This window comes from Pseudomonas sp. REP124 (assembly GCF_020164475.1).
Classification (GTDB): Bacteria; Pseudomonadota; Gammaproteobacteria; order Pseudomonadales; family Pseudomonadaceae; genus Aquipseudomonas.
On sequence record NZ_JAIQWX010000145.1, the window covers coordinates 1 to 15,566 of the forward strand.

At 61.8% G+C, this 15,566-nt stretch carries 13 protein-coding genes and 1 pseudogene; 5 read left to right on the top strand and 9 right to left on the bottom strand.

Features of this window, described 5'->3' with window-relative positions:
- Positions 1 to 93: 93 nt before the first annotated feature.
- Genes K9857_RS25060 through K9857_RS25070 form a run of 3 tightly spaced genes read left to right on the top strand, consistent with a single transcriptional unit; the run spans position 94 to position 5,569 of the window.
- Entirely contained in the window at positions 94 to 1,338 is a 1,245-nt protein-coding gene (locus tag K9857_RS25060) for an exonuclease SbcCD subunit D C-terminal domain-containing protein (protein WP_224540406.1), read from the top strand.
- Entirely contained in the window at positions 1,335 to 4,976 is a 3,642-nt protein-coding gene (locus K9857_RS25065; RefSeq protein ID WP_224540381.1) for an AAA family ATPase, read from the top strand. Before K9857_RS25060 ends, K9857_RS25065 begins: the two co-directional genes overlap by 4 nt.
- Positions 4,973 to 5,569, top strand: a complete 597-nt coding sequence (locus K9857_RS25070; RefSeq protein WP_224540384.1) for a glutathione S-transferase — start codon at positions 4,973 to 4,975, stop codon at positions 5,567 to 5,569. The genes K9857_RS25065 and K9857_RS25070 overlap by 4 nt, the downstream gene beginning before the upstream one ends.
- Before the next feature lie 124 nt (positions 5,570 to 5,693).
- On the opposite strand, the gene K9857_RS25075 is transcribed toward K9857_RS25070, so the two are convergent.
- From K9857_RS25075 to K9857_RS25110, 9 genes and pseudogenes are all read right to left on the bottom strand, one after another.
- Positions 5,694 to 5,951, bottom strand: a complete 258-nt coding sequence (locus K9857_RS25075; protein ID WP_224540386.1) for a hypothetical protein — start codon at positions 5,949 to 5,951, stop codon at positions 5,694 to 5,696.
- Complete coding sequence (locus K9857_RS25080; protein WP_224540389.1) at positions 5,948 to 6,160, bottom strand: hypothetical protein; 213 nt, start codon at positions 6,158 to 6,160, stop codon at positions 5,948 to 5,950. Before K9857_RS25080 ends, K9857_RS25075 begins: the two co-directional genes overlap by 4 nt.
- 115 nt (positions 6,161 to 6,275) lie before the next feature.
- A complete protein-coding gene (locus tag K9857_RS30325; protein ID WP_263488061.1) occupies positions 6,276 to 6,401 on the bottom strand; it encodes a hypothetical protein in 126 nt (41 codons plus the stop codon).
- A 206-nt stretch (positions 6,402 to 6,607) separates the two neighbouring features.
- Positions 6,608 to 6,787, bottom strand: coding sequence for a hypothetical protein (locus K9857_RS25085; RefSeq protein WP_224540390.1), 180 nt, complete (start codon positions 6,785 to 6,787; stop codon positions 6,608 to 6,610).
- A 155-nt stretch (positions 6,788 to 6,942) separates the two neighbouring features.
- Positions 6,943 to 8,112, bottom strand: a pseudogene (locus K9857_RS25090) (lactonase family protein).
- The gene (locus tag K9857_RS25095) at positions 8,105 to 8,398 is read right to left on the bottom strand and encodes a DUF5629 family protein (RefSeq protein ID WP_224540393.1); all 294 of its coding nucleotides are present in this window, start codon (positions 8,396 to 8,398) and stop codon (positions 8,105 to 8,107) included. The pseudogene K9857_RS25090 and the gene K9857_RS25095 overlap by 8 nt, the downstream one beginning before the upstream one ends.
- A 181-nt stretch (positions 8,399 to 8,579) precedes the next feature.
- On the bottom strand, positions 8,580 to 10,160 hold the full coding sequence (locus K9857_RS25100) for an aldehyde dehydrogenase (NADP(+)) (RefSeq protein WP_224540395.1): 1,581 nt from the start codon (positions 10,158 to 10,160) through the stop codon (positions 8,580 to 8,582).
- Between the two features lie 10 nt (positions 10,161 to 10,170).
- Positions 10,171 to 11,163, bottom strand: coding sequence for an AraD1 family protein (gene araD1, locus K9857_RS25105; RefSeq protein WP_224540397.1), 993 nt, complete (start codon positions 11,161 to 11,163; stop codon positions 10,171 to 10,173).
- Positions 11,164 to 11,328: 165 nt separating this feature from the next.
- Positions 11,329 to 12,651, bottom strand: a complete 1,323-nt coding sequence (locus tag K9857_RS25110) for an MFS transporter (RefSeq protein WP_224540399.1) — start codon at positions 12,649 to 12,651, stop codon at positions 11,329 to 11,331.
- Positions 12,652 to 12,844: 193 nt separating this feature from the next.
- On the opposite strand from K9857_RS25110, the gene K9857_RS25115 reads away from it, so the two are divergent.
- Together K9857_RS25115 and K9857_RS25120 are read left to right on the top strand one after the other, a co-directional pair.
- On the top strand, positions 12,845 to 14,581 hold the full coding sequence (locus K9857_RS25115; RefSeq protein ID WP_224540402.1) for an IlvD/Edd family dehydratase: 1,737 nt from the start codon (positions 12,845 to 12,847) through the stop codon (positions 14,579 to 14,581).
- 187 nt (positions 14,582 to 14,768) lie between these two features.
- Positions 14,769 to 15,488 carry a FadR/GntR family transcriptional regulator gene (locus tag K9857_RS25120; protein ID WP_224540404.1) on the top strand — a complete coding sequence of 240 codons (720 nt, stop codon included), beginning with the start codon at positions 14,769 to 14,771 and terminating at the stop codon, positions 15,486 to 15,488.
- Positions 15,489 to 15,566: the final 78 nt, after the last annotated feature.

Here is a 15,566-nt window from a genome sequence, read left to right on the forward strand (position 1 = left end):
CCCGCAATCCCCCGGTTTGCCAGTAAACTCTCTCCCCTTTCGCCGCTGTCATATTTCCTCGCGGCCATTACCTTATTTCCTACGGAGTTCGCCTTGCGTCTGTTCCACACCTCCGACTGGCACCTGGGGCAAAACCTGCACGGCCAGGATCGCGATTTCGAGCACGGCTGTTTTCTCGAGTGGCTGCTGCGTCAGCTCAAGACCGATCAGCCCGATGTACTGCTGATCGCCGGCGACATCTTCGACACGGTCAACCCGCCGGTCAAAGCCCAGGAACGCCTCTACGACTTCATCGTCAGCGCCCACGAACAACAACCGAAGCTGACCATCGTGATGATCGCCGGCAACCACGACTCCGGTTCACGCATCGAACTGCCGGCACCGTTGATGCGTCGCCTGCGCACCCACGCACTGGGTCGTGTGCTGTGGCTGGACGACGGCCAGCTCGACGCCGAGCGTCTGCTGCTGCCGCTGCCGGACGCCAAGGGCAAGACCGTCGCCTGGTGCCTGGCGCTGCCCTTCCTGCGTCCGGCCGAAGTGACCGGCCCGCACTTGGGCGACAACTACCTGCGCGGGATCGGCCAGGTTCACGAGTGGCTGATCGAAGCGGCTAATGCCAAGCGCAAGAAAGGTCAGGCGCTGATCGCCATCAGTCACGCTCACATGGCCGGCGGTTCGGTATCGGAAGATTCCGAGCGCAGCCTGATCATCGGCAACGCCGAAGCCCTGCCCGCCAGCCTGTTCGGACCGAGCATTAGCTACGTCGCCCTCGGTCACCTGCACAAGCCGCAGAAGGTCAACGGCGAAGAGCGGATTCGCTACAGCGGTTCGCCCATTCCCCTGTCGTTCTCGGAAATCGCCTACCAGCACCAGATTCTCGACATCACCCTCGAGGGTGAAAAGCTGGTCAGCGTCGTGCCAAAGGTCATCCCCCGTTCGGTGAACCTGCAACGCCTGGGCCCTGCGCCGTTGGCGGAGATTCTGCTGCAACTGGCCGACCTGCCGATCATCGACCTGCTCGCCGACTACCAACGACAGCCATGGCTGGAGGTGCGGGTGCGTCTCGACGAACCGCAGCCGGATTTGCGCCAGCAAGTGGAAACCGCTCTGGAAGGCAAGGCCGTGCGCCTGGTGCGTATCGCCGCGGAATACGCCGGCAGCGGTCGCCGCGATGGCGCCGACGACGGTGACGCCCTGATCGAACTCGACCAGCTCACCCCCCAGGAACTGTTCAGCCGCGCCTGGCTGGACAACTACGGCAACGAAGTCGACGAGCAGACCCTCAAGGACTTTGCCGAGCTGCTGCAAGACGTGCAGATGGAGAGCGAACAGCCATGAAAATCCTCGCCATTCGCCTGAAAAACCTCGCCTCCCTGGCCGGTCCTTTCGAGATCGATTTCACCGCCGAACCGCTGGCCAGCGCCGGCCTGTTCGCCATCACGGGGCCCACTGGCGCGGGTAAAAGCACCCTGCTCGACGCCTTGTGCCTGGCGCTGTTCGGCACCGTGCCACGCCTGAAGAGTGTGCAGGGATCGGCGAAGTCGCCAGACGTGGACGGTGACATCAACACCGACGACCCGCGCACGCTGCTGCGTCGCGGCACCGGCGACGGGTTTGCCGAAGTGGATTTCGTCGGCATCGACGGCCGCCGCTATCGCGCACGCTGGGAAGCCAACCGCGCCCGGGACAAGGCCGCCGGCCGCTTGCAGGCCAGTCGCCAGAGCTTGCGCGACATCGATCAGGATCAACTGCTGGCCAGTCAGAAGACCGAATTCAAGACCCGCATCGAAGCGGTCCTGGGCCTGAATTTCGAACAGTTCACCCGCGCCGTGCTGCTGGCACAGAGCGAGTTCAGCGCCTTTCTCAAGGCCGACGACAACGACCGCAGCGAACTGCTGGAAAAGCTCACCGACACCGCGCTCTATACCCGTCTGGGCCGACGCGCCTTCGACAAGACCAAGGAAGCCCGCGAAGCCCACAAGCTGCTGCAGGATCAGGCCAGCGGCGTCACGCCCCTGGCGCCGGAAGCCCGGGCGGAACTGGATGAACGCTTCAGCAACGCACAACAGCAGCTCAAGGTGCAGCAGGCGCAACTCAAGCAACTCGAGTTGCAGCACACCTGGCTGAAGACGCTTCGTGAATTACAGGACGCGCAACGCAGTGCCAGCGAGCAACTGCAATCGGCCCAGACCCACTGGCAGGGCCTGGGCGGCGAACGCCTGAAGCTGACCCGCCTGGAACAACTGGCACCGCAAAGGCACCAGTTCGCCCGCAAGGCGCAGATCGATGCATTGCTGACCCCGTTGGCGTTACAGATCGCCCAACAGACTTTGCAGCATGCCGAACTCAGTGAGCGTCAGACGCAGCTCGAGCAACAGCTGGGCGCCAGCCGAACCGCATTGAGCGAAGCGCAGCAGCGACAAACCGACGGCGCGCCTTTGCTGCGTCAAGCCTTTGAAGCGCAGAGCACCCTCGCCCGTCTCGCCAAGGACACAGCCCAAAGCGCTGAAACCCGGCAAAACGCCGAGTCGGCCTGCACTCAGGGTCAGAGCACAATTCAAACCTTGCAGGAACGGCAAACCCAGGTCGCCGAACACCTGCAACGCATCGCCGTGGAACTGGAACAAAGCGCCCATCTGGCGCCCCTGAGCGACGCCTGGAGCGCCTATCGCGATCGCCTGCAACAGCTGATGCTGATCGGCAATCGCCTGAATCAGGGCCAGACGGAACTGGCCAGCCTCGAACAGAATGCCGCCACGGCCGCGCAAGCCCTGACCGCGCAAAAGCAGCAACTGGAAGTGCTGTTCAAGGAAGCCGATGCCGAGCCGGACGCCGTCGCCGAGCAGATCGGCATTCTCGGCACGCTGTTGCAGGACAACCGCAAACAACTGCGGGCCATCGAAGACCTGACTCGCCTGTGGGCCAGTCAGCAGGAACTGGACAAGCGCGATGCCGAGCTGCAACAGCGCCAGCTCGCCGCGCAACAGGAACGCGAGCGCTTGACCCAGGACGGGGTCAAGACCAAGAACGAGCTGAGCGTTGCCGAGCAAACCCTCAACGTCACCCGCGAATTGCTGGAGCGCCAGCGTCTGGCGCGCAGTGCCAGTGTCGAGGAGTTGCGCGCGCAGTTGCAGGACGATCAGCCGTGCCCGGTCTGCGGCAGCAACGAGCATCCCTATCACCAGCCTGAAGCGCTATTGCAAAGCCTCGGTCGCTTCGATGAAAGCGAACAGGCCAACGCGCAGAAAGCCGTCGACCAGCTCAAGGAAAAACTCACCGAGCTGCGTGCCGAAGTCGTTGGTGTGATTGCCCAGCAAAAGGAACTGCTGCAACAGCAGGAACAGTTGGCGAGCCAGCGCCAGGCCCTGGCCCCGAGCCTTGAAGCTCATCCATTGAGCGCATCGCTGCTGGATCAGGACGCCGCTCAGCGCGATACCTGGCTGGCCCGGCAAAACAGCCAGCTGAACCAGAGCATCACTCAGGATGAACAGCGGCAAACTGCCCTGCTCACCCTGCAACAGGACGCCGCGCGCCTGACCCAGCAACTGCGCCAGGCGGAAACCGCGCATCAGCAGGCGGCGCAACAGCTGGACAATCAACAGCGTGAGCTGCGCAACGACCGCCAGCGCCTGGACGAAGAACTCAACGCCTTTGCCAGCCTGTTGCCGGACGAAACCCTGCAAGCGCTACGCAACGAACCGGCCGCGACCTTCCTGCAACTCGACCGGCAGATCAGCGAGCGCCTGGCGCAACTCGAACAGCAGAAAGAAGAGCTGGCCGAGCAGCAACAGCGTCAGCAAACCCTGGACAAGGAGCAGGACCGTCAACTGGCCCGCGTGCAGCAACTGCAAGCCGCCGAGCAGCAGTTCAATGCGCTGGCCGAACAGCAACAGGCAAGCCAGCAGACCCTCGGCCAACTGCTCGGCGAACACGCCAGTGCCGAGCAATGGCAGCAGCAACTGGAACGGGACGTCGACAGCGCCCGCAACGCCGAGAGCACCACTGCCCAGTCCTTGCAGGACGTCGTCACGCAACGGGTGCAAATCAGCGCCGAACTCAAGGCTCAACAGGAGCGCCAGCAGGCGCTGGAAGGCGAAGCGGGCGAACTTGCCGGCAAGATCGCCGACTGGCGCGCCGGCCATCCGGAGCTGGATGACGGTGGTCTCGAAGATTTGTTGCAAGTCGATGACGCTCAGGTCAGCGAACTGCGCCAGCGCTTGCAGAACAGCGAAAAAGCCATCGAACAGGCCAGCGTGCTGGTGCAGGAACGCGACAAGCGTTTGCAGGAGCATCAGGCGCAACACAACGGTAACCTCGACGCCGAACAACTCGCGACCGCCCTCACCGACCTGCAACAACAATGCATTGTCAGCGAACAGGCCTGCGCCGAACTGCGTGCCGAACAGGCCGAGGACCAGCGCCGGCAGAACGCCAATCAGGCCCTGGCGCAGCAGATCGCCGAGGCCTATGCCGAGTATAAACGCTGGGCGCGCCTGAATGCCTTGATCGGCTCGGCCACCGGCGACACCTTCCGCAAGATCGCCCAGGCCTACAACCTCGACCTGCTGGTGCACCACGCCAACGTGCAGTTGCGTCAACTGGTGCGCCGCTATCGCCTGAAACGCGGCGGCAGCATGCTCGGGCTGCTGGTGATGGACACCGAAATGGGCGACGAACTGCGTTCGGTGCATTCGTTGTCCGGCGGCGAAACTTTCCTGGTGTCTTTGGCGTTGGCACTGGGACTGGCGTCAATGGCGTCGAGCACGCTGAAAATCGAATCGCTGTTCATCGATGAAGGCTTCGGCAGCCTCGACCCCGAATCCCTGCAGCTGGCCATGGACGCCCTCGACGGCTTGCAGGCTCAAGGGCGCAAGGTCGCAGTGATTTCCCACGTACAGGAAATGCATGAGCGGATTCCGGTGCAGATTCAGGTGCAACGCCAGGGCAACGGCCTGAGCACGCTGGAGGTGAAATGATCACCCTCTACTCCTTCCGCCGCTGCCCCTACGCCATGCGGGCGCGCATGGCCTTGCGTTATTCAGGTGTGGCCGTGGACATCGTCGAAGTCAGCCTCAAGGCCAAGCCCGCCGAGATGCTGGCGCTGTCGAGCAAGGGCACCGTGCCGGTGCTCAGCATCGACGGCCGCGTGTTCGATGAAAGCCTGGAAATCATGCGCTGGGCCCTGGCGCAGAACGATCCGCAGGATTGGCTGCTCAAGGCTGATCCTGACGGCGCGGACCGCATCGCGGCGTTGATCGAAGAGAACGATCAGACGTTCAAGGTGCATCTGAATCGCTACAAGTACGCCGAGCGCTATCCCGAGCAGCCGATGGAGGCTTATCGCGCTGAGGGTGAAGTGTGGTTGCGCAAGCTGGATGAGCTGCTGGCGGATCGTGCGTATCTGCTGGCCGACCATCCGAGTCTGGCGGATGTGGCGTTGATGCCGTTCGTGCGGCAATTCGCCCATGTCGATCGCGAGTGGTTTGCGCAGACGCCTTATCGAAGATTGCAGCAATGGCTGGAGCGGTTCCTGACGTCAGAGCTGTTCACATCCATCATGAAAAAATAACCGCCCCGCTTCCTGTAGGAGCAAGCTTGCTCGCGATGGTGGTTGGGACGCCGCGGGGTATCAGATGCCCCGCGTTATCGTTGACGACCATCGCGAGCATGCTCGCTCCTACAGGTGGGGTGTTTCACGCCAGGATTTCGCAAATCCCGACCACCGAGCAATCGATGGTGAACGGTCCGAAAAACCCGCTATCGGATTTGCTCGGCGGGTTGCCGGCCAGCATCCCCATGGCCTTGGCTGTCTCGATGTTGCGCGCCATGTTGTGGTTGGCTTCCATGGCTCGCGCCACCCCGCCTATCGAGCCCTGCCCGATTCCCAGCAGGGAAAACCCGTTAGTGATGAATGCCAGGAAGGCGATGATCAAGAGTTTGCAACGGTTCATGCTCCGCCAACTCCCGAGAAGTCAGCCTGATCTGCCACGACCTGATTGGCGCGGTGTTCAAACTGGATACCTGGGTGTGCGACCTGAATCGGCGGCTCGAAGGTTTGCTGCGATTGCGGCGAAAGGCTGATAACCAGCACCATGACCAGGTAAAGACCGATGGCCACATAGGCGCCGTGTTTGGCAGAAGTGATGATTGCGCTGGCCATGGTGAACTCCGTGGGCATGTTTCAGAGTCCACAGAATCGGTCAAAAAAGCACCTATCACCAACAACGCTTGTCTATAGCGAATATCACCGGCGTTGATCATTAAACGAGACTATCTCAGTCATCGATAAAGCTCATCAAGCGCTCGAGCGCAGCCTCAGGCTCCCCGGAAATGGGGGCGGCAGCGGAAAGAATCGGGGTGGAATAGAGGAACAGCAGCACCACGGCCAGACGCATTGCCATATTGTCGATCCTTGTCCAGAGAAGGAGTCAATAAACCCGCGTCAAATTTAAACGGGTGGCAAGGTGATATCAAGCGATACCTTAATGGCCATTTAATGCTGTCGGAAATGAGCTATGCAGGAGCGACATCACTTTGAGCTTTCGAGGGGTCGGGTCCCTGTCGGCAAGTGACTTCGCTCCTGCATATCAGGTGCAGGAAGACAATTTCAGTGTTGGGCTTTGTGATCCAGTGCGGCGTAGAAGTTGGCGCTCTGTTGCAGGTATTTCTGGGTGTAGCTCTGGGTGTGGGATTTCTTGTCGCTGACTTCGGCGTTGGCGCTGGCAGGCAGAGCAACGGAAGCCGAGATGGCGGAGGCGGCGATGATGGAGAAGAGATTGAAATTCATGGGGTATTCCTCGAAGTCAGTTGGCTTGCTTGCCCGGTGGGGCCGTGAAGCAAACTTACGCCTCGAGGAACAAAGCCTTGAAATGCTTTGTAGCATTACCAAATATCAGCCTCATTGATAGAAAGCTGCAGGCCCCATAAACCGGGGTCTGCGGTCTATTGTCGCAGCAGGAATTTCAAATCGCTCGGGGCATCCATCGGCAGTTTCTGCACGGTTTTGCCCAACAGACCGGTCTTCACGTCGCGCTCGATGACAACGATCGCGTTGCTTTTCTGATTGGCGATCAACAGGAATTTGCCCGATGGATCGAGGCTGAATTCCCGCGGATGATCCCCCTCCACCGCTCTCCGTTGCAGTTCCTTGAGATGCCCGGTTGCCGGGTCGATGGCGAACACCAGCAACTGATTGGCGGTGCCACGGTTGCTGACATAGAGGAATTTGCCATCCTTTGAGGCATGCAATGCGGCAGCGGCCTTGTCCGACTCCGGCTGGCCGGCCGCCAGATCGACCATTTGCGTCTGCTCGAGTTTGCCGTCGCGGTAATCGAACACCGCCACCTGGGCGCTCATTTCCATGGTCAACTAGGCGTGCTTGCCATCGGCGCTGAACAGCAGATGCCGGGGACCGCTGCCGGGTGGCAACTGCACGAAGGCCGGGGTCGCCGGGGTCAATGGCAGGTCGGGATTGGCTTTGGGGTCGAAACGGTAGACGAACACCTTGTCCGCACCGAGATCGTTGGAAAACACGTAGCGGCCGTCCGGCGACGGGACCGTCGAATGCACGTGAGCCGACATCTGCCGCTCGGGATTGACCCGACTGGCCGGATGACTGCTCATCTGCACCACCGGCTTGAGCGCGCCATCGGCACCGACCGGCAACACCGCCAGAGTACCGCCTGGGTCTTCGGCCACCGAGTAGTTGCTGACGAACAGGTGGCTGGCATCAAGGCTGAGGCTGGAATGGGTCGGCTCGTTGCTTAGGCTCTGCACCTGATTGATCAGGCGCAGTTCATGGCTCTTGGGGTCGATGGCGTAACTGCTGACCCGCCCTACCGGATCTTTCTGGCCGGGGCCGTTTTCGTTGACCACGAACAGGCGTTGCTGATCCTTTGACAGGGTCAGCCAGGAGGGGTTTTCGCTTTTGATAACTTGCAGCGGTTTAGGGCTGATGTGCCCGGTGGCGCTGTCGAAACTCAGGCGATAGAGGCCCTGGCTTTGCCCGGCGGTGTAGGAACCGACGAGCAATTGCCGGTCTTCGGCGGCCGCGACCTGCATCCCTATCGCGCCGATGCTGCCGGCGATCAACAGGGGCCAGAGCTTAGGCATCCGCTTCATCGTCTTCGTTGTCACCGCTAATGACATCGCCGACGCACACCAGGCGGTGCTCACCTTCGTTGTCCTTGATCAGCCAGCTTTGCAGGGATTGATCGAAAGTGGCGGCCTGGATCTGCGCAGGCGTGAATTCCCAGTGCAGGGCGTTGCGACCATCGATGCATTCAATGTGCAGGTTGTCGTCTTCATCGAGGGCGAATTCGAAGGCATGCAGCCCGTCGATTTCCACCATACCGCAGTGTTCGAGGGCGTTGAGCAGGGTATCGGTTACAGCAGTCATGGCAGTCGATCTTTGGAGGGGAAAGACGCAATGATAGCTCAATGTGGATTGCAATCCGCAGGCGCGACTGCATTCCCTGTAGGAGCGAGGCTTGCCCGCGAAGACGGTGTACCGGTCAACATCCATGTTGAATGTACCGGCCTCTTCGCGGGCAAGCCTCGCTCCTACAGGGGGATTGCGGTTAGAGGGCGTCGCGCGAGGGCTTGCCGTCCACCAGACGCTGGATGCGCAGCGGATTGGCGTTTTTCAGGGCGTCCGGCAACAGGCTGTCGGGGTAGTTCTGGAAACACACCGGGCGCAGGAAGCGGTCGATGGCCAGGGTGCCGACCGAAGTACCGCGCGCATCGGAGGTCGCCGGGTACGGGCCGCCATGAACCATCGAATCGCAGACCTCGACCCCGGTCGGATATCCATTGAGCAGGATCCGCCCGACCTTCTGTTCCAGCAACGCCGTCAGCTCGCCGAACTGTTCGAAATCCGCAGGTTCACCAATGATGGTCGCGGTCAGTTGACCGTGAAGGCCATTCAACGCGGCGCTCAGTTGTGCCTGATCCGCCACTTCCACCACCACCGTGGCCGGGCCGAACACTTCCTCTTGCAGCACCTCGTCGCCGTCGATCAACAGGCTGACATCGGCCTTGAACAGTTGCGGCTGCGCCTGACGACCTTGCTGCGGCTGACCGGCCAGATGTTCGATGCGCGGATGATCCAGCAACTTCTGCAAGCCCTTGCCGTAGCTGCTCAGGGTGCCGGCGTTGAGCATGGTTTGCGCCGGCTGGTCAGCCATCATGTCCGCCAATTGCGCAAGGAACGCGCTGAACTGCGGCGAACGAATGCCGATCACCAGGCCAGGGTTGGTGCAGAACTGGCCGCAGCCCTGAACCACCGAAGCCGACAGGCCACGGGCGATGGTTTCCGTGCGCTCCTGCAAGGCCTGGGGCAGCACGATCACCGGGTTGATGCTCGACATTTCGGCGAACACCGGGATTGGTTGCGGACGCGCCGCGGCCATGTCGCACAATGCGCGACCGCCCTTGAGCGAACCGGTGAAACCCACGGCCTGGATCGCCGGATGCTTGACCAGCAGTTCACCGACCCCGCCGCCGTAGATCATGTTGAACACACCTTCGGGCATCGAGGTTTTTTCCGCCGCGCGGATAATCGCATCGGCAACCTGCTCGGCTGTGGCCATGTGACCGCTGTGGGCCTTGAACACCACCGGGCAACCGGCAGCCAGGGCGGCAGCGGTGTCGCCGCCGGCGGTGGAAAATGCCAGGGGGAAATTGCTCGCGCCGAACACCGCCACCGGGCCGAGGCCGATGCGGTACTGGCGCAGGTCCGGACGCGGCAGCGGCTGACGCTCGGGCAACGCGCGGTCGATGCGCGCGCCGTAAAAATCGCCACGGCGCAGCACGCTGGCGAACAGACGCATCTGGCCGCTGGTACGCCCGCGCTCACCGATGATCCGCGCCGCGGGCAAGGCGGTTTCGCGGCACACCACACTTACAAAGTCATCGCCCAGGGCATCGAGTTCATTGGCGATCGCGTCCAAGAACTGCGCCCGGCGTTCGGCGCTCAGGCCGCGATAGGCTGGGTACGCCGCAGCTGCAGCCTTGGCGGCGGCATCGACTTCTTCGGCCGTGGCCTGAATGAAATCATGGGGCAGCGCTTCGCCGGTCTCGGCATCGATGCTTTGCAGCTTGATACTGCCTGATGCGCTGCGCTGGCCGCCGATGTAGTTGTGACCAAGAATCTGGGTCATGTATTGCTCCTTACAATGTGCCAATGGTGCCGGGTTCGAACGCCGACTCTACCGGCTCGATGCCATTGATCAACGGTGCGCCGAACTCGGCCTGGCTGATCTCGAACACGTCGCCCGGCTGTGTGCGAATGCCGTCGGCGAAAGACAGGGTCGCGGTGCCGAAGAAGTGAATGTGCACATCCCCCGGACGCAGGAACTGGCTGTATTTGAAGTGGTGGAATTCCAGGTTCGCCAGGCTGTGGCACATGTTGGCTTCGCCGCTGAGGAACTCGTTCTGCCACAGCACTTCGCCGTCGCGCAGGATCCGGCTGGTGCCGGCCAGGTGCTGGGGCAATTCGCCGACCCGCAGCTCTGGGCCGTAGCTGCAACTGCGCAACTTGGAATGGGCCAGGTACAGGTAGTTCTTGCGCTCCATGACGTGATCGGAAAACTCGTTGCCCACGGCGAAACCCAGGCGATACGGCTTGCCGTCTTGACCGATGACATAAAGGCCGCTCAGCTCCGGCTCTTCACCGGCATCTTCGGCGAACGGCGGCAGCGGGAATGGCTGACCCGGGCGCACGACGATGCTGCCATCGCCCTTGTAGAACCACTCCGGTTGCACACCGGCCTGCCCTTGCGCCGGCTTGCCGCCCTCCACGCCCCATTTGAAGATGCGCATGGTGTCGGTCATCGCCGCTTCGTCGCCGGCCTGCTGGTGCATCTTGTCCCGTGCCGAGGCGCTGCCCAGGTGGGTCAGGCCGGTACCGCTGACCAGCATGTGCGCCGGGTCCGGATGATCCAGCGGCGGCAGGATGCGCAGTTGCGCCAGCAGCTCGGCGTAGTCGTGGCTGGAGCCCAGGCCCAGGGCCTGGACCTGTTGCTCGAGATTGATCCCCGCCTCAATGGCCGCCAAGGCCAAGTCGCGAACCGTCTTCGCCTCGCGAACTTCCAGGACCTGCGCCCCCTCGACCACGCCGACACGGCGTTCGCCGTTACTCAATTCGAATTGAACCAAACGCATGAAGTTTCTCCTTCGACAATTCTTCAGAACACTGCAGAACCCTTGTGGGAGCGGGCTTGCTCGCGAAGACGGAGTGTCAGTCACCGAATATGTTGGATGTACCGACGCCTTCGCGAGCAAGTCGAATCGTCGCACCGCCGCTCCCACCTTTGATTTTTGTTGGCCTTAAGTACGCGTCGCACCCCGAGCACTGGCCGCAAACTCATCCGCCGGCAACACGTGCTTCTTTTCCAGCTTGCGATAAACCACACCCGTCAGAATCAGGCCGAACACCATCACGCAGGACAGGAAGTACAGCCCCGAAGCCAGGTTGCCGGTGTACTCCTTGAGCGCGCCGATCACGAACGGGCCGATGTAGCCGCCCAGGTTGCCCACCGAGTTGATCAGGGCGATCCCCGCCGCCGCGCTGGCGCCGGCGAAGAAACGACCAGGCAAGGTCCAGAACACCGCCGTGCAGGAAAACAGCGAAAACGCCACCAGGCAAAGCGCCGCCAGTTGCAGTACCGGCACCGACAGCCAGGCGCTGAGGAACAGGCCCAGAGCACCAAGCACATAGAGCACAGCCAAATGCCCGTAGCGATCATTCAAGCGGTCGGAACTGCGTGGAATGATCAGCAAGCCGACTATCCCGAAAATGTAAGGCACCGATGACACGAACCCGGTCACCAGATCGCTGCCGCCGAACTGCTTGATCAGGGTCGGCAACCACAGGCCCAAGCCATAGATGCTCAGGGTCACCGGTAGGTAGAACAGCGCCAGCAGCAACACGCGTTTGTCTTTCAGGGCGTGCAGCGGATTGCCGTGCTTGGTTTGGCCGTACTCCTGCAGGTCCTTTTGCAACTCGCCGGTCAGCCAGTTCTTCTCGGCCTGGTCCATCCACTTCACCTGTTGCGGGCCATCCGGCAACCAGCGCAGCACCGGCCAGGTCAGCAGGATCGCCGGGGCGCCGATGACGATGAACAGCCACTGCCAGCCGTGCAGACCCAGTACGCCGTCCATGCCGAGCAGGCCGCCGGCCACGGGCCCGGTGATCATCATCGCGATCGGCTGGGACAGGATGAACAGGCCGAGGATCTTGCCGCGATGGCGAACCGGGAACCATTGGGTGATGTAATACAGAACACCGGGGAAGAAGCCGGCTTCCGCCGCGCCGAGCAGAAAGCGCATCAGATAGAAGCTGTTCGGCCCCTGGACAAAGGCCATGCCGATGGTGATGGCGCCCCAGGTGACCATGATCCGCGCGAACCAGCGCCGGGCGCCGAAGCGGTCGAGCATCAGGTTGCTGGGGATCTCCAGCAGGAAGTAACCAATGAAAAACAGCCCTGCGCCCAAGCCGTAAGCCGCATCACCCAGACCGATGTCGGCGCCCATGTGCAGCTTGGCGAACCCCACGGCAGAGCGGTCCACGTAGGCGATCAGGTACAGCAGGATCAGGAAGGGAATCAGTTTCAGCGTGATGCGGCGTATAAGCCGCAGTTCCTGGCTCATGAGCTCGGTCTCCGATTGTTGTTTTTATAAAACCTCGGGGGACGCCTCTCACGGCAAACCATCAGGGCCATCCCTCCGCTGAAAACGACTATATAGTAATACTATTTACTCAACAACACTTCCAAACCGAGCAAATTGAGCTTATGTTACGCTTCAGCTTGAACAATATAGTCATACAATAAGAGAGTCGATCATGTCTGATAAGAAACCCACCCTGCGCTCCGCCCAATGGTTTGGCACCGCCGACAAGAACGGCTTCATGTACCGCAGCTGGATGAAGAATCAGGGCATCGCTGACCATCAGTTCCAGGGCAAGCCAATCATCGGCATCTGCAATACCTGGTCGGAACTGACCCCTTGCAACGCGCATTTCCGCCAGATCGCCGAGCACGTCAAACGCGGTGTGATCGAAGCCGGCGGCTTTCCGGTGGAATTCCCGGTGTTTTCCAATGGCGAATCCAACCTGCGCCCGACCGCCATGCTCACCCGCAACCTGGCGAGCATGGACGTCGAAGAAGCAATTCGTGGCAACCCGATCGATGGCGTGGTGCTGCTGACCGGTTGCGATAAGACCACTCCAGCGCTGCTGATGGGCGCCGCCAGTTGCGACGTTCCGGCCATCGTGGTCACCGGCGGGCCGATGCTAAACGGCAAGCACAAGGGCAAGGACATCGGCTCGGGCACCGTGGTCTGGCAGCTCAGCGAACAGGTCAAGGCCGGCACCATTACCATTGACGATTTCCTCGCGGCCGAGGGCGGCATGTCCCGTTCGGCCGGTACCTGCAACACCATGGGCACCGCCTCGACCATGGCCTGCATGGCCGAAGCGTTGGGCACTTCCCTGCCCCACAACGCGGCGATTCCTGCGGTGGATGCCCGTCGCTACGTGCTGGCGCACATGTCGGGCATGCGCGCGGTAGAGATGGTTCGCGAAGACCTGAAGCTGTCGAAGATCCTGACCAAGGAAGCCTTCGAAAACGCCATCCGCGTCAACGCCGCCATCGGTGGTTCGACCAACGCGGTGATCCACCTCAAGGCCATCGCCGGACGCATCGGCGTGGATCTGGACCTGGATGACTGGACGCGCATAGGTCGCGGCATGCCGACCATCGTCGACCTGCAACCGTCCGGGCGCTTCCTGATGGAAGAGTTCTACTATGCCGGTGGCCTGCCGGCGGTGCTGCGCCGTCTCGGCGAAGCCAACCTGATCCCGAACCCTAACGCCCTCACCGTCAATGGCAAGTCCATCGGCGAGAACACCAAGGATGCGCCGATCTACGGCGAAGACGAGGTGATCCGCACCCTCGACAACCCGATCCGCGCCGACGGCGGGATCTGCGTTTTGCGCGGCAACCTTGCGCCACTGGGCGCGGTACTCAAGCCGTCCGCCGCCACGCCGGAGCTGATGCAGCATCGCGGTCGCGCGGTGGTGTTCGAGAACTTCGACATGTACAAGGCCCGGATCAACGATCCGGAGCTGGAAGTGGATGCCAGTTCGATCCTGGTGATGAAGAACTGCGGTCCGAAGGGTTATCCGGGCATGGCCGAAGTCGGCAACATGGGCCTGCCGGCCAAGCTGCTGGCCCAGGGCGTGACAGACATGGTGCGCATTTCCGATGCGCGCATGAGCGGTACGGCCTACGGCACGGTGGTTCTGCACGTGGCGCCGGAAGCGGCGGCTGGCGGGCCTCTGGCGACGGTGAAGGAAGGCGACTGGATCGAACTGGACTGTGCAAGCGGTCGTCTGCATCTGGACATTCCGGATGCAGAGCTGGCCGCGCGCATGGCTGATCTGCAGCCGCCGCAACAGCTGCTGGTCGGCGGTTATCGCCAGCTGTACATCGACCACGTGATGCAAGCGGATCAGGGCTGCGACTTCGACTTCCTGGTGGGTTGCCGTGGGGCTGAAGTGCCGCGTCACTCACACTAACAACGCTGAACCCCTGTGGGAGCGGGCTTGCTCGCGAAGACGGAGTGTCAGTCGACTCATGTGTTGACTGGCACACCGCTTTCGCGAGCAAGCCCGCTCCCACATTTGATTGGTGCCCACCTCAAGATGACGTCGTGCCTGCTATCATGCCCGACACCACCCAGTGCACAGGACCGCCCCGTTCCCCATGGATTACCGCAAACCCTCCGACCGCAAAAGCATGCATTCGCGCATCGTTCAGGAACTGGGCATGCACATCGTCTCCGGACGCTTCCTGCCGGATGACAAGCTGCCGGCCGAAGCCCTGTTGTGCGAGGAATATGCCGTCAGCCGGCCGGTGCTGCGTGAAGCGACCCGGGTGCTGGTCGCCAAGGGCCTGGTGTACTCGCGCCCAAGGGTGGGCACCGTGGTCAAGCCGCGCAAGGACTGGCACATGCTCGACCCGGATGTGCTGCACTGGCTGATGCAAAGCAGCCCGCAAAATGAATTCTTCGATCTGCTGACCAGCGTGCGCAGCATCATCGAACCCGCCGCCGCCGCCCTGGCCGCACAATTCGCCACCGACGCGGACATCGCCTCCATCGGCGAAGCCTACCAACGCATGGAAGCCGCCCCGACCCCCGAAGCCCTGCTGCAACCGGACCTGGACTTCCACAGCCGCATCGCCGACGCCACCCACAACGACCTGCTGGCCAACCTGTGCAACATGCTCTCGGTAGCAATCGCCGAAGCATTGAAACACTCCAACCAGCGGCCGAACCTGCATGAACTGGCGTTGCCACGGCACAAGGCGATTCTCACGGCCATCGAAAATCGCGATGCCCTGGGTGCGCGACATGCGACGCTGGTGCAGCTGGATGATGCGCGTAGTGCGCTGAATGTGGTGTTGGGCGCAGATCCTTCCTGACACAACTGTTTAACTGTGGGAGCGGGCTTGCTCGCGAAGGCATCGTGCCAGCCGATACATGAGTCGGCTGACAAGATC

Bases quoted from the DNA above. Each gene is read 5' to 3' on its own strand.
- K9857_RS25070 (WP_224540384.1), top strand. From the start codon at position 4,973: ATGATCACCCTCTACTCCTTCCGCCGCTGCCCCTACGCCATGCGGGCG.
- K9857_RS25065 (WP_224540381.1), top strand. From the start codon at position 1,335: ATGAAAATCCTCGCCATTCGCCTGAAAAACCTCGCCTCCCTGGCCGGT.
- K9857_RS25080 (WP_224540389.1), bottom strand. From the start codon at position 6,160: ATGGCCAGCGCAATCATCACTTCTGCCAAACACGGCGCCTATGTGGCC.
- K9857_RS25100 (WP_224540395.1), bottom strand. From the start codon at position 10,160: ATGACCCAGATTCTTGGTCACAACTACATCGGCGGCCAGCGCAGCGCA.
- K9857_RS30325 (WP_263488061.1), bottom strand. From the start codon at position 6,401: ATGGCAATGCGTCTGGCCGTGGTGCTGCTGTTCCTCTATTCCACCCCG.
- araD1 (WP_224540397.1), bottom strand. From the start codon at position 11,163: ATGCGTTTGGTTCAATTCGAATTGAGTAACGGCGAACGCCGTGTCGGC.
- K9857_RS25115 (WP_224540402.1), top strand. From the start codon at position 12,845: ATGTCTGATAAGAAACCCACCCTGCGCTCCGCCCAATGGTTTGGCACC.
- K9857_RS25075 (WP_224540386.1), bottom strand. From the start codon at position 5,951: ATGAACCGTTGCAAACTCTTGATCATCGCCTTCCTGGCATTCATCACT.
- K9857_RS25120 (WP_224540404.1), top strand. From the start codon at position 14,769: ATGGATTACCGCAAACCCTCCGACCGCAAAAGCATGCATTCGCGCATC.
- K9857_RS25110 (WP_224540399.1), bottom strand. From the start codon at position 12,651: ATGAGCCAGGAACTGCGGCTTATACGCCGCATCACGCTGAAACTGATT.
- K9857_RS25085 (WP_224540390.1), bottom strand. From the start codon at position 6,787: ATGAATTTCAATCTCTTCTCCATCATCGCCGCCTCCGCCATCTCGGCT.
- K9857_RS25095 (WP_224540393.1), bottom strand. From the start codon at position 8,398: ATGACTGCTGTAACCGATACCCTGCTCAACGCCCTCGAACACTGCGGT.